Origin of the sequence: Yersinia sp. J1, from assembly GCF_050586585.1 — a bacterium.
Taxonomy (GTDB): Bacteria; Pseudomonadota; Gammaproteobacteria; order Enterobacterales; family Enterobacteriaceae; genus Yersinia; species Yersinia entomophaga.
Window position 1 is genome coordinate 130,349 of the sequence record NZ_JBOBDP010000003.1, and the last position, 19,422, is coordinate 149,770.

Below are 19,422 nucleotides of genomic sequence, written 5' to 3' on the forward strand. Positions count from 1 at the left end.
AATCAGTTGAATCACAGTGAATTCAGCAGCAGTACGGAAATAGCCCGGAAAAAATCATTGATTGACGGGACTATGAGGTAGCTGGACAATCCCTCGCGCTTTATACAATGGATAAATTTATGGAAGCCTATTTAGAACACCTTTTGACACAATCACTGGCTTTCACGCTATTTGTCGTCATGTTTGTCACATTTATCGAATCTTTAGCGCTGGTTGGCCTTTTGTTGCCGGGAACGGTGATGATGGCGAGCGTGGGGGCGTTAATTGGAAGCGGTCAGGTTGGATTTTATCCGGCGTGGGCGGCGGGGATTGTCGGTTGCCTGTTAGGAGATTGGATTTCCTACTTTATCGGGCGGGCGTTTAAACAGCCGCTGCACCGTTGGTCATTTCTGAAAAAGCATAAAACTATGCTGGATAAAACCGAGTATGCGCTGCATCAGCACAGCATGGCGACGGTGTTGATCGGCCGCTATATTGGCCCCACTCGGCCATTGGTGCCGATGGTCGCCGGTATGCTGGATCTGCCGCCACTAAAATTCGCTTTGCCAAATATTATTGGTTGCCTGACTTGGCCGGCGGTGTATTTCTTCCCCGGTATTTTGGCTGGAGTGGCGATTGATATCCCGCCCAGCGCCAATAGTTTCATGTTTAAGTGGCTGTTAGTCTTAGTGGCGGTAACCGTTTGGCTGGCGGGATGGTTGGGCTGGCGCTGGGTTCGCTACGGCAAGCGTAAGCCAGATCGTCTGAGTCGTTGGCTGCCGCTGGCGCGTTTACGCGGGTTAACCATATTGATGACGCTGGCGGCAATCGGCAGCTTTATCTGGCTGCACGTACAGCCGATTATGCCGATTTACCGCCATTTGCTGTGGAAAGTGTTAGCCGGTTAAAGTTGAGGTAATGCCCAGTACGCAGGCCTCAGCCACCGAACCTTCCACCAATGCCTGAGTCGGGCCATCGTAATAGATGCGCCCGTCCACTATCAGTAACGTTCGTTCCGCAATCCGCGCGGCATCGTCCAGATTATGGGAAACCATAAGCAAAGTCAGTTGGCGACGGTCGCAAACCTGTTCCAGCAGTTGCAGCATTTCGGTGCGTAATGCCGGATCGAGTGCAGAAAATGGCTCATCCAATAACAGGATCGGCTGGCTGCGAACCAGACACCGCGCCAGCGCCGCTCGTTGCCGCTGGCCACCGGAAAGCTGTGCTGGCAAGCGATCCAGACAGTTCTCCAATCCTACCTGTTGAGCAATTTGCTGCAATAACTGGCGTTGTTGGTTATTCAGCTTTAATCCCGGATTTAGCCCCAGCCCGATGTTTTGCTCAACTGTCAAATGTGAGAATAAATTGTTTTCCTGAAACAGCATGGAAACCGGTCGCTTAGCTGGAGGGCTACCGCTGTGCTCTTGGTTATTCAATAGCATACGACCACTGACTGGCGTAAGGAACCCGGCGATTAGGCTAAGTAAGGTGCTTTTACCTGCTCCGCTGGGGCCAAGAATAGCCACGCGCTCGCCCGGATTAATTTGCACATCAAAGCGCATAGGCAAGTGGTCATATAAATAGGTAATTTTCTCAAGCTTTAGCATGGCGGCCCGGCAATTTCTCAATAAGGGTAAACAGGAGGAAACACAATAACAGTAGCAGTAGGGCGGTTACCGCGCCGTCGTTGCTGCGATAGGCACCAATTTGCTGATAAAGATAGAACGGCAGGGTACGGAAATGCTCGTTGCCAAATAGCGCGACGACGCCAAAATCACCGATAGATATCACGCTGGCGAAGGCGAGTGCCTGAGCTAATGGACGTTTTAAGGCGCTAAATTCCACCCAGCGCAGTCGGTGCCAACCACGGATATCCAGCGACAGGCATAGCGGGCCGTAGCGTTCAGCCAAATCGCGCATCGGGTTATCCAGTACTTTCAGCGCATAAGGCACTGCAATCAGCGCGTTGGTGAGAATCACTAGCGCGTAGGGGGATTGGGGTAAACCTATGGTGTCATTGAGCAACAGGAAGAAACCGGTGGCTAAAACAATGCCCGGCATCGCCAATATCACCATTCCGCTCATTTCCATTGCCTGGCCGAATACCATTTTATCTCGCAACTTTAACTCTCGGCTGCTCCACAGCAACATCATGGTCAGCAGTACGCAGAGCAATCCAGCAGCCACGGCGATAGTCAGCGAGGTCGTTAAAGCCTGCCATAGCGCCGGTTGTTGTAATACGCTAAATAGGGTTTTATTAGTGCCGTCAATGATCACTGCCAGCAGAGGTGGTAACAGCAATAATAGCGTGCCGATGATGAGTACGCTGTCGCTAACCCGTTGCCACAGGCTGTCTTGCGGGTTACGCCAGCTTTGAGCATGAGTGTTTCCCACCGCTAGCGCGCTATTTAGCCGCTGGCTCAGTAGCACCAACCCCAGACAGCAACCGAGCTGAATCAGCGCCAGCAGCGCCGCTCGGCCTAAATCGTAGTCGTAGCTAAGCGCCTGATAAATAGCCAGCTCAATGGTTGTCGCCTGTGGCCCGCCGCCGAGAGACAACACGGTAGCAAAACTGGCGAAGCACAACATAAAGATCAGCGCGGCAGTAGGCAGAATCTGGCGGCGCAAATAAGGCCATTCCACCCAGCGGAAATGCTGCCAACCGTTCATTCCCAACTGAGCGGCCAATTGGCGCTGTTCCACCGCAATACTTTCCAGTGATTGCAGTAACAGGCGGGTAGCCAGCGGTAGATTGAAAAAGACATGAGCCAGCAGAATGCCTTGCAAACCATAAGGGGAAAAACGGTAATCCAGCCCTAGCCAGCCGAAAAGGTGCGCTAACCAGCCTTGGCGCCCATAGACGCTCAAAATACCAAATAGCGCCACCAATACCGGCAGAACTAAGGTCATGGCGCATAATCGCAGCAACAGTTGACGGCCGGGAAAGCGGCGGCGATACAGAGCGCGAGCCAGCAGAATAGCGGGAGCCACCGAGAACAGGGCCGATAAAAAAGCCTGCCAGAAGGTAAAGCGCACCACGTGCCACAAATAGCTGTCCTGCCATACTCCGATCCAGTCGGCTTCTGGGGCATGACGCCAGATGGCGCTAAATGCCAGCAGCGCCACCCCAACCAGCAGGAATGAAGCAACTAGTCCCGGGCAGAGCCAAGCGGGGATTAGCGGCTGACGGCGGATTGCCATGCCTGAATCCATTTGCTGCGGTTATCGGCTACTTCTTTCGCGCTGAATTCCAACGCTTTTTTGGGCACGGTCAGAGTGTTAAACCCGGCCGGAAGATCCATTTTAATCACGGGATACATCCAGTTTCCGGTAGGAATATGGTTTTGGAAAGCCGGAGAAACCATAAACTGCATGAATTTCTGCGCCAGCTCCGGTTGTTTGCTCGAGGCTACCTGCGCTGCGACTTCCACTTGCAAATAATGGCCTTCACTGAAATCAGCAGCAGCGTATTGAGCTTTCTTTTCTTCAATCAAATGATAAGCCGGAGAAGTGGTATAGCTCATGACAAAATCCGCTTCGCCTTTCAGGAACAGGCCATAGGCTTCACTCCAGCCTTTGGTCACGGTCACGGTTTTTTTCGCCAGTTTTTGCCATGCCAGCGGCGCTTCGTCCCCGTAGACTTTCTGCATCCATAACAGCAGCCCCAGCCCCGGCGTGCTGGTGCGCGGATCTTGATAAATAACCTTCCACGGCGAGTCACTTTCGATCAGTTCATGCAGACTTTTCGGCGGGTTTTTTATTTTTTCCTTGTTATATACGAAGGAGAAATAGCCGTAGTCATACGGAATAAGTGTGCTGTTATGCCAGGCTTCGGGGAGCGCCAGCTTGCTGGTATCTATCTGACTTGGCGTAAATAATCCGGTTTTCTCTGCGGATTGCACCAGGTTGTTATCCAACCCTAATACTATGTCCGCCGGACTTTTCTTTCCTTCCATTCGCAGGCGATTTAACAGAGAAACGCCGTCTTCCAGTGCGACGAATTTCAGCTCGCAGTTGCATTCTGCTTCGAAGGATTTTTTGATAGCAGGACCCGGTCCCCAATCAGCGGCAAAGGAATCGTAGGTGTAAACCGTCAGGACAGGTTTGGTGGCTTCAGCCGCGGTGGCGGCGGCTGAAATCAGCAGCAGACAGGGAAGAATTCGTTTAAACACTTTGCACTCCTCAAAAAGAAAGGTGGCAAAGGTATCTGAGGCATTGGTCAATATCCGCAAGTTCATCATATTGCTGAATGACGCTCTCAAATCCCTTCGCCGGTATTAACCGGATCAGGTTCGACGGGTTTACTCTCAGCGAATATTGGCCGCGGTTTGCCGCTAAACAATTTTTCGCACCCCGTTGAGACGGCGCTATTGTAGAGGGATAGCCAGACTAGTGAAAGTCTGTTTATACCTCCGGCGGCGTAAACCAGGCCGATTTGAAATCAAACCAGCCTAGGGTATTCATCCGCACGCCACGCATGCTGTGCTGTCCAAACAATTCTAGCCAGTGATGGAATAACGGGTGAAATTGATGATTGCTGACCAATCGTTGGCTCCATTCCGCCATGGGCAACCGGTTATTGCGCCACTGCGCGACGTCTTGATACAACTCTTCACTCAAACAGTGTTGCAAAAGAGGAAGTTCATATAAGGTGGCAAAAATGGAAAATTCCACCGGCAGATAGAAGTTGGCGCTACCTAGCCAGATATCGCTTTTGGCTTCCCCCCGATACCAGCTGGCGTAATCCAGTTCTTGTACCACCAGTTTCACGCCTTGCGCGGCCAGTACGTCTCTCAGCGTTTGGCTAATGGCGTTGAATTCAGGATGTTCGGTAAAACAGGTTACGGTGAGCTCAGTTAATTCGAGGGGTTTGGCAGAAGGTGGGTTCAGACGATTATGGTGCCAGCGCGGCAAAATACCGTAGGCTGGCGACCAGTAGCGCTGATACAACGCATCGGCATGGCTGAGTAAAGCCACCGGTGTGATCAGTTCACATAGCCAGCGTCTCACGTCCGGTTGGCTGGTGAGCGGGGAGCGTTGATCGAAAAGGAGAAAGTAGCAGCCTTCTTCCAGCCGACTTTCCAATTCGTTGCGGCTGGTATCATCCGCCTGTAAATGAACGCCAGAAGACACTAAATCTTCTGACAATTCAGGTAACACCCAAATATTGACCTCATCAATGAGTGCGCGAAAACCGAAGTAGTTATCGAAAGCCTGAATTTTAAATTGATTTTGCCGGTTGCGAATCACCGAGTAAGGGCCGGTGCCGATAGGATAACGCGAAAAATCAGGTAGTTCAGGCCATTCCTGCGGCAAAATCATGGCGTGAACGCTGCCCAGTAGCCAAGGGAGCCAATAGTCTGGCGTATTAAGTTTTACATCAATGACATAAGGCGTAGGAGAGGTGATTTCCGTGATGTGGGAAAACAGCGGCTGTGTGGTCAAACGCTTTAATGACGTAATCACATCCTGCATTTCTAATTCACGGCCGTGATGGAAGTGAATCGCTGGACGTAAATAAAAGCGCCAATGCAAGGGGGTTAGCGTTTGCCAGTGATGAGATAAATCTGGCTCGACTTCCCCATTTTCCTCATTTATGCGGGTTAAACCATTAAAAATCTGCCGGACAATATGGGTTTCTGAACGGCGCAGAGCGGAACCGGGCAATAGGTTTTGTAGTTGACGGTAGTAAAGCACTCTAAGTATATGTTTACCTTGTCTAAAACTCCTCCCTAGCTGTGAAAGAAGCATCTGGCGAACCGCCTGTTTATCTCCCACCAATTGCACGAGCTGATCGATATGATCCTGCTCCAGCAACTCCTCTGCCCGTTGCTGTTGCAGGGCCAGACCGGTGTACAAAAAGGTGAGCTGCGAGCGTTTTCCTCGACCAGCCTCTGCCTGCCAGCTTAGCCAACCCGCTTGCTGCATATTACCTAGTAACGAACGAACGTGGCGACGCGAGCAATTTAGCACTTCAGCCAATTGTTGCAGGGTGGTTTCCGTCGGTTTACCGCCGTAATGTTGCCACAAACGGATGAACTGGTGTTGCAGGCGAGAAGTAGACATAAAAGAGGAACTCCACGGCAAAATGCATCAATTTATCTTTCCCTATATTACGCAGATAATTATCAGTAATGAAAGGGGAGGAGCATGATGAAAAAGTGCTTAACCAGACAGTTTTATCAGCGCTATTTTAGACACGTCAGACAGCAGCAGGCCGATTGGTTGAGCTGGGTACCGATGGAATGGCGGTTAAGGATGCTGGCAGATGTCACCCAATGGGACATTCAGCACATGCCGGAAAAAGAATACCGCAAACATATTTAGTTCGAACCGGGTTAGTACCGATGGAATTTGGATTTAACTTTCATCGTTCGGCAGGGACGCTGCCTATTATCAAAAATTTCTGAGTAATGGTGCAATTCACCAGCCAGTGGGGCAACCTGCTGGCTTTTTTATTGCCGAGTAATTTTTATCTATAGAGTTATTGTTGCTGTTCACCGCAATGTGCCTTCTGTAGCATATGAATCTAAAGTGGTTTCTGGCGATGGAGCCTGTAATGAAATCTGCTCTGACGTATTCCCGGCGGATTAATCCCGTCTTTATTGCTTTTTTTGTGGTGGCTTTTCTTTCCGGCATCGCCGGTGCGCTGCAGGCTCCAACCCTCAGTTTGTTTTTAACTACAGAGGTCAATGTACGCCCTCTATGGGTTGGGCTTTTTTATACCGTTAACGCTATCGCCGGAATTACGGTGAGCTTTGTGCTGGCGAAACGCTCGGATCTGCGTGGTGATCGCCGCAAGTTAATCATGCTGTGCTACCTGATGGCGGTGGGTAACTGCCTGCTATTTGCCTTTAATCGTGATTATCTGACCCTGATTACCGCTGGCGTGCTATTAGCCTCAGTAGCCAATACGGCCATGCCGCAGATTTTTGCTTTAGCGCGGGAATATGCCGATAACTCGGCGAAAGAAGTGGTGATGTTTAGCTCGATAATGAGAGCACAATTATCATTGGCTTGGGTTATTGGCCCGCCGCTATCGTTTATGCTGGCATTGAACTATGGCTTCACTTTGATGTTCAGTGTTGCCGCCGGAATATTTGTATTAAGCGGTATCCTGGTATGGTTCTTATTGCCATCGGTACCGAAAGCTGAAGTGCCGAAAGACGCGCCGGTAGTGATTAATGCAAAGCTTTTTGCCGATAAAAACGTGCTGTTGCTGTTCATTGCCTCGATGCTGATGTGGACCTGTAACACCATGTATATCATCGATATGCCGTTATACATCACTTCAGATCTCGGTTTGCCGGAACGTTTGGCCGGTTTACTGATGGGAACCGCCGCTGGGCTGGAAATCCCTATTATGCTGCTCGCGGGTTACTCGGTTAAACGCTTTGGTATGCGTAAAATTATGCTGTTTGCCGTGGCCGCAGGCATCGTGTTTTATGTTGGATTGATCCTGTTTAAATTCAAAACTGCGCTGATGTTATTGCAGATTTTCAACGCCGTGTTCATCGGTATTGTCGCCGGTATCGGTATGCTCTATTTTCAGGAATTGATGCCGGGCAGGGCCGGTGCCGCAACGACGCTGTTTACCAATAGCATATCAACCGGCGTAATTTTAGCCGGGATACTACAAGGCGTGCTGACGGAGAATCTGGGGCATTACGCGGTTTATTGGATGGCTGCGTTACTGGCGACAGTGTCATTGGGGATATTTAGCCGAGTCAGGGCTATCTAAATCCTCTGCATCTTTCACTCCACCGCGGTGTTACTGCCTTCAGTCGTCTCGGTCACTTGGTTTCGCGCCAAGTGACCGAGCGTAGCTTGCTGAAAATTAACGTAAAAATTCGGGTTGCTGCTGCTCATAGGCCGAAATATTAGCCTCGTGCTGCAATGTCAAACCGATACTGTCCAGCCCATTCATCATGCAATGACGGCGGAAACCATCGATCTCAAAGGCATAACTTTTGCCTCCGGCGCTGACGGTTTGCTTTTCTAAATCCACGACGAACTCGATACCTTCCTGACTTTCTACCAACTGGAATAAAGTATCAATATCCGCTTCGCTTAACGTCACCGGTAATAATTGGTTATTGAATGAGTTACCGTAAAAGATATCGGCAAAACTTGGGGCGATAACCACCTTAAAACCGTAATCGGTCAGTGCCCAAGGGGCATGCTCGCGAGATGAGCCGCAGCCAAAATTTTCGCGCGCCAGCAAAATAGTCGTCCCCTGATAGCGCGGGTGATTCAGCACAAATTCAGGGTTAGGCACCTGACCGGCATCGTCCAGAAAACGCCAATCGTTAAACAAATGTTGGCCGAAGCCAGTGCGCGTCACTTTTTGCAAAAACTGCTTAGGAATGATGGCGTCGGTATCGACATTCGCTGCATCCAACGGAACGACCAAACCTGTGTGTTGAATAAATTTTGCCACTATGGTGTCTCCGATTAATGTGTGGACGCGGATAAATCGCGCACGTCTGCAAAATGGCCGCTCACCGCCGCCGCTGCCGCCATTGCAGGGCTGACTAAATGGGTGCGCCCGCCTCGGCCCTGGCGACCTTCAAAGTTACGGTTACTGGTAGAAGCGCAGCGCTCGCCCGGTTCCAAACGGTCGTTATTCATCGCCAAACACATGGAACAGCCCGGCAAGCGCCATTCAAAACCAGCGTTGATAAAGATCTGATCCAAACCTTCGGCTTCCGCCTGCGCTTTGACCGGCCCAGAGCCAGGAACCACGATAGCTTGTACGCCCTGAGCTACTTTTCTGCCCTGTGCGATAGCCGCTGCAGCCCGTAAATCTTCAATACGTGAATTGGTACAGGAACCGATAAATACTTTATCGATAGGCACGTCAGTCAACTTAATGCCCGGACGCAAGTCCATATAAGCCAAAGCTTTTTCAGCCGACGCGCGCTCAACCGGATCGCTGAAAGACTCAGGTGCTGGAATAATCTGGTTAACGGCAATGACCTGACCTGGGTTGGTGCCCCATGTGACCTGCGGTGCAATATCCGCTGCGTTCAATGTCACCACGGTGTCAAATTTGGCATCGGCATCGGATTTCAGCGTGCGCCAGTAGATCACGGCGTACTCCCAATTCGCACCGGTTGGCGCAAACTGGCGGCCTTTCAGGTAGTCAAAAGTGACATCATCCGGCGCGACCAAACCCGCTTTAGCACCCATTTCTATTGCCATATTGCATAAGGTCATTCGACCTTCCATGCTCAAGGCTTCAATCGCGCTGCCGCAGAATTCCACTACGTGCCCAGTTCCGCCTGCGCTACCGGTTTTACCGATGATCGCCAATACGATGTCTTTAGCGGTAATACCTGCGCCAACTTCACCGTTAACTTCAATTTTCATGGTCTTGGCGCGACCCTGCTTCAGCGTTTGCGTCGCTAAAACATGCTCAACTTCCGAAGTACCGATACCGAAAGCCAAAGAGCCAAAGGCACCGTGAGTTGCGGTGTGAGAATCGCCGCATACGATGGTCATTCCCGGCAACGTCATGCCTTGTTCCGGGCCGATAACGTGGACGATACCTTGGTAAGGATGGTTCAAGTCATATAAAGAAACGCCAAATTCGGCACAGTTCTTGATTAATTCCTGCATCTGAATTCGCGCCATTTCACCGCTGGCATTAATGTCTTTGGTTTGGGTAGAAACGTTGTGATCCATGGTAGCAAAAGTCTTACCCGGCTGACGTACCGGACGGCCCATAGCACGCAGGCCGTCGAAAGCCTGTGGTGAGGTGACTTCATGCACCAAATGACGGTCGATATACAGCAATGGCGTTTCGTTCGGGGCTTCACGGACGATATGCGCATCGTACAATTTTTGGTATAAGGTCTTGGCCATGTTAAATCCCCTCAGCGATAAAGGATGCGATGATATCGCCCATTTCATTGGTGCCAATAGCTTCCCCATCACCCGCCAAATCAGCGGTACGATAGCCTTGTTCAAGCGCCAGATTAACTGCGCGCTCAATGGCGTCGGCGGCATCGTCTTCGCCTAAACTGAAGCGTAACAACAGTGATGCCGATAAAATTTGCGCAATCGGGTTGGCGATATTTTTCCCGGCGATATCCGGCGCGGAGCCGCCCGCTGGTTCATACAAACCAAAGCCCTGCTCGTTCAGACTGGCAGAGGGCAACATGCCCATAGAACCAGTAATCATGGCGCACTCATCGGATAAAATATCGCCAAACAGGTTGGAACACAGCAATACGTCGAACTGGGATGGATCTTTAATCAACTGCATGGTGGCGTTGTCGATATACATATGGGACAGCGCGACGTCCGGATAATCTGCGGCAATGGCATTCACCACTTCGCGCCACAGAATAGAACTTTGCAATACGTTGGCTTTATCAATCGAAGTGACTTTACTACGACGCTTGCGCGCGGATTCAAAGGCAATACGGGCGATTCGCTCAATTTCAAAACGGTGATAAACCTCGGTATCAAAGGCGCGCTCATACATGCCTTGGCCGTCGCGACCTTTCGGTTGGCCGAAATAGATTCCGCCGGTTAATTCACGTACGCACAGAATATCGAAGCCGCGGGCAGCAATATCGCTGCGCAATGGGCAAAACTCTTCCAGACCCTGATACAAACGGGCAGGGCGCAGGTTGCTGAATAACTTGAAATGTTTACGCAAAGGCAACAAAGCGCCGCGCTCAGGTTGTTCGTCCGGCGGCAAATGTTCCCATTTGGGGCCGCCGACGGAGCCGAATAAAATTGCGTCAGCCTGCTCGCAGCCGTTAATGGTTGTCGTAGGCAAAGGGCAGCCCTGACGATCGATAGCAGCACCGCCGACATCATAAACGCTGGTGGAAATTCGCATGTTAAAGCGCTGGCGGACTGCGTCTAACACTTTGTTTGCCTGTGCCATCACTTCTGGACCAATGCCGTCTCCGGGTAAAACGGCAATATGATAAATTTTCGTCATGTTCACACCATTTCCTGAGTATTTTGTTGCAAGCGCTGTTTTTCTATTTCTACCTGCTGAGCGCGCCAGATGTTATTTAATACGTGAACCAATGCCTTAGCGGAAGATTCAACAATGTCAGTGGCCAATCCGACGCCGTGGAAACGGCGGCCTTGATGTTCCACCACGATATCCACCTGACCCAGCGCATCTTTACCCTGACCTTTGGCAGATAATTGATATTTCACTAATTCAATCGGATATTCGGTAATGCGGTTAATTGCCTGATAAACGGCGTCTACCGGGCCGTTGCCGGTAGCAGCTTCGGATTTTATTTCTTCGCCACACACTAATTTCACTGACGCCGTGGCCATCACGCTGGAGCCAGATTGAACGCTGAAATAGTCCAAACGGTAATATTCCGGTTCTTCCTGTTGTTTATTAATAAAGGCCAGAGCTTCTAAATCGTAATCAAATACCTGGCCTTTTTTATCCGCCAGTTTCAGGAAAGCGTCATATAAGGAATCCAGATCGTAATCCTTATCCTGATAGCCCATTTCTTCCATACGGTGTTTTACTGCGGCGCGGCCAGAGCGGGAGGTCAGGTTTAACTGAACTTCTTTCAAGCCAATGGATTCCGGCGTCATGATTTCGTAATTTTCACGATTTTTCAGGACGCCATCCTGATGAATACCGGAAGAGTGAGCAAAAGCATTGCTACCAACAATGGCTTTATTGCCAGGAATTGGCATATTGCATAATTTACTGACCAACTGGCTGGTGCGGTAGATCTCCTGATGATTGATATTGGTATGCACACCCAGCATTTCGTGGCGCACTTTTATCGCCATAATCACTTCTTCTAATGAACAGTTACCGGCGCGTTCGCCCAAACCGTTAATCGTTCCTTCAACCTGACGCGCACCAGCCTGAACGGCGGTGATGGAGTTCGCGACCGACATACCCAAATCGTCGTGGCAATGAACTGAAATAATGGCTTTATCGATGTTTGGAACACGCTCATACAAATTACTGATTATTCCGCCGAACTGATAAGGCGTGGTGTAACCCACGGTATCAGGGATGTTGATCGTGGTCGCCCCAGCGCCAATCGCGGCCTCGACAATCCGGCACAAGTTATCGATTGGCGTGCGGCCTGCATCTTCACAGGAGAATTCAACGTCATCGGTATAATGACGAGCACGTTTGACCGAGTGAACGGCCATCGCCATAACGTCTTCAAACGTGCGCTTTAATTTGGATTCAATATGTAACGTCGATGTGGCTAAAAATACGTGAATACGGAAAGCCTCGGCGATACGCAAGGCTTCGGCGGCTACATCAATGTCTTTATCGACACAGCGCGCCAAGGCGCAGACTCTGCTGTTTTTGATTTCACGGGCTATGGTATGCACCGATTCGAAATCGCCAGGGGAAGAAACGGGAAAGCCAACTTCCATAACATCGACGCCCATCCTTTCCAGCGCCAGCGCAATCTGTAATTTCTCTTTCACGCTCAGGCTAGCCTGTAACGCCTGTTCGCCGTCACGCAAGGTGGTATCGAAGATAATGACTTGTTGGCTCATCGGGTAATTCCTTATTTTTCTGAGTAACTTTTTTATTTAGCGCGCGACGGGTAAAAAAAAACCCGCGCATTTGCGCGGGTTTCTGAATCTTGATGGCTGAATCAGTTCTGATTTCCGTCCACCAACATACCGCGCAAGTAAGATGCGTTTAGTAGTAGGCCTAGTAGACGGTTGGAGTAGAACATAATTATCAGTTTCTCATCGGTTAATTGTTTCGCTTCCTAATTTGATACGTTATTTCAACAGGAGTGTCAACTTTTGTTTGAAGTGGCGACTTAAACTGGTTTGAGGTTTTTGTGAGTCTTGTTTTTAGCATTAAATACTATATTGATTCATATTTTGGATTTATATTTTGCTTGGTTGTTTTTGGTGTTATTGATTGTTTCACGAGTGTGATTAAAAGTGGGTGATTATGCTTAACATTAATGCTCCGTTCGATTCCTGCCTCTTAGATGAATAGTTAACCTTTGTTTAAGTAAAATTATCCTCTGACAAACTTGATAAGGTGGATAAAAATGACAGATAGCATTAATGTAATAAGGCATCTTACGACGTCCGCTATTAGCGTTACTTAATTACCATAAATATATTTATATATAATGAGAGTTAGCATACACAGCGTTTATATTTGTCAACCTTTAGTTTATTAATTCACACTTAATGTTTATTATGTCAATGTAAAAAACTTAACCATTTAACTGTTGTTAGCTTATTTTAAGAACTAATAAGGTTTAATTTATGAAATTATTATTTAATAATGGCATGATTATGAATCATTGTATCTTATAAGGTGAGTGTTTGTATGTCACTTGGAGGTTAATCATCACATTTCTGGAAATTAGTGATTCCAGTGATAACATGCCACGTTCCACTTTTTATTTATCTATGGAAACTATTCTGACAATAGGATGCGTTAGATGTGATACGTGGTTTCACATTTTATACAAGGACGAGACTCAGTGGTTATCTTTCCTAACGATAACAATTGAGATCATTGGTTATATTAATTGTGAGACATCTAATATATCAGTAATTAACTTACTGCTGTTAAAAGATAGTCATACACCTAATAGAACCATCTGCATAAAGCTTAGTGGAGTTAAGCATGTCTGAACACAACTTGGTAACTGCAAATCCAGTAACTCAAAAAGAATCGTTTGATGTCCATTTGCGTAGCGTTGATCTTAATTTACTCACGGTTTTTGATGCCGTTATGCAAGAGCAGAACGTGACCCGCGCGGCGCAATCTTTGGGGATGTCACAACCGGCGGTCAGCAACGCCGTAGCTCGTTTAAAGCTGATGTTTGATGACGAACTCTTTTTCCGTAGCGGTCGAGGTATTCAGCCGACAGTCCGAGCCAAACAGCTGTTTGGACCGGTTCGCCAGGCATTACAATTGGTCCATAATGAATTGCCCGGCGTTGGGTTTGAGCCAAAAAGTAGCGAACGTTTGTTTAATCTCTCCATTTGTAGTCCGCTTGATGTTCGCCTTACCGCCGAAATAGTGGGGCGAGTAAAACAGTGCGGCCCACACGTACAGTTATCAATTAAGTCATACTTAAATGATGATATTGAACATCAGTTGCGCTATCAGAAAACCGACTTTGTGATCGGTTATACCGAATTTGAACGGCCTGAATTTAAACGCACACTTTTATTTAATGATGAATTGGTATTGGCTGTTTCAAAAGATCATCCGCGAATAAACGAATCTATTACTTCAGAGCAACTTTTTGAAGAGCAACACGCCGTGGATTCTTTGGATAAAGTGGGTTCATTTAGCAAGAACTATTATGAGGCTAATGACTTGTCCCATACTATTTCCTATGAAAGCACGGATATGAATAGCGTTCTTAACGTTGTATCTAAAACAAATTACGTGGCTATTGTTCCTCGCTGGTTAATTAATATATGTAGTGAGGAATCTAAGCTAAAACTTATTGAATTACCTTGGGCGAATACTACACGAGCCTGTTATCTAACCTGGCATGAATCTACCGATCGCGATAAAGGTCATCAGTGGATGAAAGCCTTATTAAGCCAATTTAGCCTTTCAATTTAAACTTTATTAACGGCTACTGGCGGTGTTACTACTGGGGTACTATGTACCTCAGTAGTTTTGTTACGTAGCGGCACTCATTAAAATTTTATCTCCGTTATTCTGTGTTTATTCTCGCAATATTTCCCTCAGATGCCAGTCTGCCATTTGGGATAGACCTCACCAATTTCACTGAAATCCGCTGTTAAATCAGTTTCACCTCACATTCTTACGCCGAAATTTGTTTGCCATAGGGCTAAGAGTGAGTAGACTGCGCGAAAAAAGTGAACACCTGTAAGCCGAAACTTTGGTCAAAGGGGAGCTTCATCCTATGCTTTACGTATTCACTACATTTTTTTATTTCAACCCTGGGCAGCATTTCTATGATAGATAAATTGCAGCAATACCACTTGGTGCGTCGATTGCATCAGCAAATTAAACATCGTGCTGATCAGACGGCCTTCCGCCAGTGGTCTCCCGCAGCAGAAACTCAACTTAGCTGGCAGCAAGTAGGCCATCAGGTTCAACGCATTTCTGCTGCGCTGCTGTCTAAAGGTGTAGCGGTGCAGGACAAAGTGGGTATTTTTGCTAATAACAGCATGGCGTGGTCTTTAGTGGATTTGGCTATTTTGCAAATCCGTGCGATCAGCGTTCCACTTTATGCGACCAATACGTCGGCGCAGGCGGCCTTTGTCGTCAATGACGCCGATATCCGCATTCTGTTTGTCGGTGAGCAGTCGCAGTATGATGTGGCGATAACGCTGAAAAGCCTGTGTCCGCAGTTGGAAACTATCGTAGCGCTGGATCCGACGGTTGATTTACGTGGCTGCGAGTATGCTCAGCACCTTGCTTCATTCGACATCGCTCCCGATGAAACACTGCAGTTTTTGCTGAATATGCGTATCGATAGCTGTGATTTAGACGATCTGTTTACCCTAATTTATACCTCGGGAACCACCGGTGAACCTAAAGGGGTGATGCTGGACTACCGTAATATGGCGGCGCAGCTATATTTGCATGATGAGCGCTTAACGCTAACTACCGATGATGTTTCCCTGAGTTTCCTGCCGCTTTCTCACGTTTTTGAGCGCGCGTGGAGTTTCTACGTGATGCATACCGGTGCGCAAAATGTCTACATCAGTAATACTGACTGGGTTCGTCAGGCGATGCAGGCCGTTAGCCCAACCGTCATGTGTGCCGTTCCTCGTTTCTATGAAAAGGTTTTTTCGGCGATTCATGAGAAAGTCGCGCAAGCCAAACCGCATCGCCGGGCGTTGTTCCACTGGGCGGTAAGCTGCGGTGAGAAACAATTCCGCCGTCAGCAGGAAGCACGCAAATCCTCATGGTTTTCCGATCGTTTGTTCGCTTTGGCCGATCGTTTAGTGCTGCAAAAGTTGCGTAATGTGCTCGGTGGTCGCGTGCGATTTTTACCGGCAGCCGGTGCGCGCCTAGATGACAATATCATTTTGTTTTTCCAGTCCATTGGAATCAATATCAAATATGGCTACGGCATGACGGAAACCTGCGCTACGGTTTCCTGCTGGGAAGAAAATGATTTCCGCTTTGGTTCAATCGGCAAGCCGTTGCCGGGTATTGAAGTGCGTCTCGGCGCGGAAAATGAAATTCAGGTTCGTGGGCCAATAGTGATGCGTGGCTACCTGAATAAGCCGGAAGAAACGGCGGCGACCTTTACTGAAGACGGCTGGTTAAAAACCGGCGATGCGGGTGCCATTGATAGCGCAGGTAACCTGTTTATCACCGAACGGTTGAAAGATTTGATGAAAACATCGGGGGGCAAATACATTGCTCCGCAGATGATCGAAGGCACCTTGGGTCAGGATCGTTTTATAGAGCAAATTGCCGTGATCGCCGATACGCGCAAATTCGTCTCTGCATTGATCGTGCCTTGTTTCGAATCATTGGAAGAATATGCCAAATCGATCAATTTAAAATATCACGATCGTCTGGAACTGCTGCGTCATAGCCACATTGTGGAAATGTTTGAACAGCGTTTGAAAGATATGCAGAAAGAGTTGTCGAAATTTGAGCAGGTAAAGCGCTTTACGCTGTTGCCAAAGGCTTTCTCAATGGAGTCTGGCGAGTTGACGCCAACGCTTAAACTGCGTCGCAAAATTATTTCTCAACGCTATCAGTTTGAAATTGATTCTATGTATCGTGATTAATATGCTGACCCATTAATCGGATGAGCGATGGTTATCTACAAGCCCTGCGGGCAGCATCTGGAAACCAGGTGTAGCACGCGGGGCTTGGTGTTTTTTGACGCCAGCTTGCTCTTCCCATCGTTCTTGTAGCGCGAATCACGGTTTTGCTCAATATTCCGGCAAAAGTCATTACCTCATTTAGTTCTGTTATTGATTCACCCTCCGACACAATCCCGACAAAATGTACGGTCTTGCTAGTGTTTTATTTTTGTAAAATTAATGAATACAGCGTGTCACAGATTGAACCTCCTCTTAGCACCTGATTTGCCGTTTGCCTGCTAGAAATTCTGACGTTATGTTAATTAATCCTATTCGAAAAATAACCAGAGTTGGGCCTCGTGCCTTTCCTACAGGACGACGTAGAAATGTTTTTCTGTTGTCCAAAAAAGTAAAACTAAGCCCGGAGGCAAAACCATGGAGATGTTGTCAGGAGCCGAGATGGTGGTCCGATCGTTAATCGATCAGGGCGTAAAACATGTATTCGGTTATCCCGGCGGGGCCGTACTTGATATCTACGATGCCCTGCACACGGTTGGGGGAATCGATCATATTCTGGTTCGTCATGAACAAGGTGCAGTACACATGGCCGATGGCTATGCTCGTGCCACGGGCGAAGTCGGGGTTGTGCTGGTGACTTCCGGCCCCGGTGCGACCAATGCCATAACCGGGATTGCTACAGCCTATATGGATTCTATTCCAATGGTGGTGCTGTCAGGGCAGGTACCTAGCTCGCTCATTGGCTATGATGCTTTTCAGGAATGCGACATGGTCGGTATTTCCCGTCCAGTGGTAAAACACAGTTTTCTGGTTAAGCGCACCGAAGATATTCCTTCCGTGCTGAAAAAAGCCTTTTATCTGGCCTCAAGTGGACGCCCTGGTCCAGTAGTGATTGATTTGCCGAAGGATATTGTCAGCCCGGCGCTGAGACTGCCTTATGCCTATCCAGAGCAGGTTAGCCTGCGTTCATATAATCCAACGGTACAAGGCCATCGCGGGCAGATTAAACGCGCGTTGCAAACCATTCTGGCTGCCAGAAAACCCATTATGTACGTGGGCGGTGGGGCGATAAACGCCGCCTGCCACGAAGAATTGCTCACTCTGGCAGAGAAACTGAATCTTCCGGTGACGACGTCGTTAATGGGTTTAGGTGGTTTCCCAGGGACACATCGCCAAAGCGTAGGCATGCTTGGAATGCACGGTACTTTTGAAGCCAATATGGCGATGCACAACGCGGATTTGATCTTTGCCGTAGGGGTACGTTTCGATGATCGTACTACGAATAATTTGGCTAAATATTGTCCGAATGCCACTGTTCTGCATATTGATATCGACCCAACTTCTATTTCGAAAACGGTAAATGCCGATATTCCTATTGTTGGCGACGCCAAACAGGTGCTGAAGCAAATGCTGGAGCTGGCGACACAAATCGACTGTGCGCAGGATTTCGATGCGCTTCGCGATTGGTGGCAGTCTATCGAACAATGGCGCGCTCGTGATTGCCTGGGTTACAACAAAGAAAGCGGCAGTATTAAGCCTCAGGCGGTAATTGAAACTCTGCATCGTTTGACCAAAGGTGATGCTTATGTGACTTCTGATGTCGGGCAGCACCAGATGTTTGCTGCGCTGTACTATCCGTTTGATAAACCGCGCCGTTGGATCAACTCTGGCGGTTTGGGAACCATGGGCTTTGGCCTACCGGCGGCGCTGGGCGTCAAGCTGGCGTTACCGGATGAAACCGTGGTTTGCGTAACCGGTGACGGGAGTATCCAAATGAATATTCAGGAGTTATCGACGGCATTGCAGTATAACTTGCCGGTGTTGGTGCTGAACCTGAACAACCGTTATCTGGGCATGGTGAAACAATGGCAGGATATGATTTACTCTGGCCGCCATTCGCAATCCTATATGGAATCTCTGCCTGATTTTGTCAAACTGGCTGAAGCCTACGGACATATCGGGATCGCCATTCGTACCCCAGGCGAGCTGGAGGCAAAACTGGCCGAAGCATTAACGCTGCTTTCCGAAACCAATCGTCTGGTATTTGTGGATGTCACCGTTGATGAAACCGAGCACGTTTACCCGATGCAAATTCGCGGTGGCGGTATGGACGAAATGTGGTTAAGCAAAACGGAGAGGACCTAATGATGCGCCGGATTTTATCAGTATTATTGGAAAACGAATCAGGGGCGTTGTCTCGGGTTGTCGGCCTGTTTTCGCAGCGCGGATATAACATTGAAAGCTTGACCGTGGCACCTACAGACGATCCCACTCTGTCCCGTATGACCATCCAAACCGTGGGTGACGAAAAAGTACTGGAGCAGATTGAGAAACAACTGCATAAGCTGGTGGACGTATTGAGAGTCAGCGAACTGGTGCCCGGTGCGCACGTTGAGCGCGAAATCATGTTGGTGAAACTACAGGCTAGCGGTTACGGACGTGAAGAAATCAAACGTTGCACCGAGATTTTCCGCGGCCAGATCGTTGACGTTACCGCGACGCTGTACACCGTTCAATTAGCGGGAACCAGCGACAAACTGGACGCATTTCTTAATGCGGTGCGGGAAGTGGCTGAGATTGTTGAAGTTGCTCGCTCCGGCATTGTTGGCGTTTCTCGCGGTGAAAAAATCATGCGTTAAGCCGAAATCAGGCATATAAACG

General features: G+C 48.7%; 15 protein-coding genes and 1 riboswitch. Of the genes, 7 read left to right on the forward strand and 8 right to left on the reverse strand.

The window, feature by feature from the left end:
• The first annotated feature begins 119 nt into the window (after positions 1-119).
• The gene (locus ACQ4OC_RS07655; protein ID WP_064516377.1) at positions 120-887 is read left to right on the forward strand and encodes a DedA family protein; all 768 of its coding nucleotides are present in this window, start codon (positions 120-122) and stop codon (positions 885-887) included.
• Here ACQ4OC_RS07655 and thiQ read toward each other — a convergent pair.
• The 4 genes from thiQ to sgrR form a co-directional block, all read right to left on the reverse strand.
• A complete protein-coding gene (gene thiQ / locus ACQ4OC_RS07660; RefSeq protein WP_064516379.1) occupies positions 876-1,586 on the reverse strand; it encodes a thiamine ABC transporter ATP-binding protein ThiQ in 711 nt (236 codons plus the stop codon). The two genes, ACQ4OC_RS07655 and thiQ, sit on opposite strands and share 12 nt — an antisense overlap.
• The gene (gene thiP, locus ACQ4OC_RS07665) at positions 1,573-3,180 is read right to left on the reverse strand and encodes a thiamine/thiamine pyrophosphate ABC transporter permease ThiP (protein ID WP_430971060.1); all 1,608 of its coding nucleotides are present in this window, start codon (positions 3,178-3,180) and stop codon (positions 1,573-1,575) included. The genes thiQ and thiP overlap by 14 nt, the downstream gene beginning before the upstream one ends.
• Positions 3,156-4,151 carry a thiamine ABC transporter substrate binding subunit gene (gene thiB / locus ACQ4OC_RS07670; RefSeq protein ID WP_430971061.1) on the reverse strand — a complete coding sequence of 332 codons (996 nt, stop codon included), beginning with the start codon at positions 4,149-4,151 and terminating at the stop codon, positions 3,156-3,158. The genes thiP and thiB overlap by 25 nt, the downstream gene beginning before the upstream one ends.
• A gap of 73 nt (positions 4,152-4,224) precedes the next feature.
• Positions 4,225-4,345, reverse strand: a riboswitch (TPP riboswitch).
• Between the two features lie 38 nt (positions 4,346-4,383).
• Positions 4,384-6,045: an HTH-type transcriptional regulator SgrR gene (sgrR, locus tag ACQ4OC_RS07675; protein WP_120805213.1), complete on the reverse strand. Its 1,662-nt coding sequence runs from the start codon at positions 6,043-6,045 to the stop codon at positions 4,384-4,386.
• An 84-nt stretch (positions 6,046-6,129) separates the two neighbouring features.
• Here sgrR and sgrT point away from each other — a divergent pair, with 84 nt between their 5' ends.
• On the forward strand, positions 6,130-6,306 hold the full coding sequence (gene sgrT / locus ACQ4OC_RS07680) for a glucose uptake inhibitor SgrT (RefSeq protein ID WP_084414337.1): 177 nt from the start codon (positions 6,130-6,132) through the stop codon (positions 6,304-6,306).
• A 232-nt stretch (positions 6,307-6,538) separates the two neighbouring features.
• Complete coding sequence (locus ACQ4OC_RS07685; RefSeq protein ID WP_064516387.1) at positions 6,539-7,720, forward strand: MFS transporter; 1,182 nt, start codon at positions 6,539-6,541, stop codon at positions 7,718-7,720.
• A gap of 96 nt (positions 7,721-7,816) precedes the next feature.
• Here ACQ4OC_RS07685 and leuD read toward each other — a convergent pair whose 3' ends face one another.
• From leuD to leuA, 4 genes are read right to left on the reverse strand one after another with little or no spacing between them, the layout of a single operon-like run.
• A complete protein-coding gene (gene leuD, locus ACQ4OC_RS07690; protein WP_120805215.1) occupies positions 7,817-8,419 on the reverse strand; it encodes a 3-isopropylmalate dehydratase small subunit in 603 nt (200 codons plus the stop codon).
• 14 nt (positions 8,420-8,433) lie between these two features.
• Positions 8,434-9,846 (reverse strand): 3-isopropylmalate dehydratase large subunit, encoded by a 1,413-nt coding sequence (gene leuC / locus ACQ4OC_RS07695; RefSeq protein ID WP_430971062.1) that lies wholly within the window; start codon positions 9,844-9,846, stop codon positions 8,434-8,436.
• Position 9,847: 1 nt separating this feature from the next.
• Positions 9,848-10,939 carry a 3-isopropylmalate dehydrogenase gene (gene leuB, locus ACQ4OC_RS07700; RefSeq protein WP_064516393.1) on the reverse strand — a complete coding sequence of 364 codons (1,092 nt, stop codon included), beginning with the start codon at positions 10,937-10,939 and terminating at the stop codon, positions 9,848-9,850.
• 2 nt (positions 10,940-10,941) lie between these two features.
• Complete coding sequence (leuA, locus tag ACQ4OC_RS07705) at positions 10,942-12,504, reverse strand: 2-isopropylmalate synthase (RefSeq protein WP_120805219.1); 1,563 nt, start codon at positions 12,502-12,504, stop codon at positions 10,942-10,944.
• Positions 12,505-13,609: 1,105 nt separating this feature from the next.
• Here leuA and leuO point away from each other — a divergent pair.
• The 4 genes from leuO (at position 13,610) to ilvN (ending at position 19,400) form a co-directional block, all read left to right on the forward strand.
• Complete coding sequence (gene leuO, locus ACQ4OC_RS07710; RefSeq protein ID WP_064516397.1) at positions 13,610-14,566, forward strand: transcriptional regulator LeuO; 957 nt, start codon at positions 13,610-13,612, stop codon at positions 14,564-14,566.
• A gap of 359 nt (positions 14,567-14,925) precedes the next feature.
• Complete coding sequence (locus ACQ4OC_RS07715) at positions 14,926-16,725, forward strand: AMP-dependent synthetase/ligase (protein ID WP_430971063.1); 1,800 nt, start codon at positions 14,926-14,928, stop codon at positions 16,723-16,725.
• A 453-nt stretch (positions 16,726-17,178) separates the two neighbouring features.
• Positions 17,179-18,906: an acetolactate synthase 3 large subunit gene (gene ilvI, locus ACQ4OC_RS07720; protein WP_064516400.1), complete on the forward strand. Its 1,728-nt coding sequence runs from the start codon at positions 17,179-17,181 to the stop codon at positions 18,904-18,906.
• Positions 18,907-18,908: 2 nt separating this feature from the next.
• Entirely contained in the window at positions 18,909-19,400 is a 492-nt protein-coding gene (ilvN, locus tag ACQ4OC_RS07725; protein WP_049599104.1) for an acetolactate synthase small subunit, read from the forward strand.
• Positions 19,401-19,422: the final 22 nt, after the last annotated feature.

What these genes read in the sequence shown, in the direction of transcription:
- leuC (WP_430971062.1), bottom strand. Translation starts at nt 9,846, where the DNA reads ATGGCCAAGACCTTATACCAAAAATTGTACGATGCGCATATCGTCCGT.
- sgrR (WP_120805213.1), bottom strand. Translation starts at nt 6,045, where the DNA reads ATGTCTACTTCTCGCCTGCAACACCAGTTCATCCGTTTGTGGCAACAT.
- leuO (WP_064516397.1), top strand. Translation starts at nt 13,610, where the DNA reads ATGTCTGAACACAACTTGGTAACTGCAAATCCAGTAACTCAAAAAGAA.
- leuB (WP_064516393.1), bottom strand. Translation starts at nt 10,939, where the DNA reads ATGACGAAAATTTATCATATTGCCGTTTTACCCGGAGACGGCATTGGT.
- ACQ4OC_RS07715 (WP_430971063.1), top strand. Translation starts at nt 14,926, where the DNA reads ATGATAGATAAATTGCAGCAATACCACTTGGTGCGTCGATTGCATCAG.
- ilvI (WP_064516400.1), top strand. Translation starts at nt 17,179, where the DNA reads ATGGAGATGTTGTCAGGAGCCGAGATGGTGGTCCGATCGTTAATCGAT.
- thiQ (WP_064516379.1), bottom strand. Translation starts at nt 1,586, where the DNA reads ATGCTAAAGCTTGAGAAAATTACCTATTTATATGACCACTTGCCTATG.
- sgrT (WP_084414337.1), top strand. Translation starts at nt 6,130, where the DNA reads ATGATGAAAAAGTGCTTAACCAGACAGTTTTATCAGCGCTATTTTAGA.
- leuA (WP_120805219.1), bottom strand. Translation starts at nt 12,504, where the DNA reads ATGAGCCAACAAGTCATTATCTTCGATACCACCTTGCGTGACGGCGAA.
- ACQ4OC_RS07655 (WP_064516377.1), top strand. Translation starts at nt 120, where the DNA reads ATGGAAGCCTATTTAGAACACCTTTTGACACAATCACTGGCTTTCACG.
- ilvN (WP_049599104.1), top strand. Translation starts at nt 18,909, where the DNA reads ATGCGCCGGATTTTATCAGTATTATTGGAAAACGAATCAGGGGCGTTG.
- ACQ4OC_RS07685 (WP_064516387.1), top strand. Translation starts at nt 6,539, where the DNA reads ATGAAATCTGCTCTGACGTATTCCCGGCGGATTAATCCCGTCTTTATT.
- thiP (WP_430971060.1), bottom strand. Translation starts at nt 3,180, where the DNA reads ATGGCAATCCGCCGTCAGCCGCTAATCCCCGCTTGGCTCTGCCCGGGA.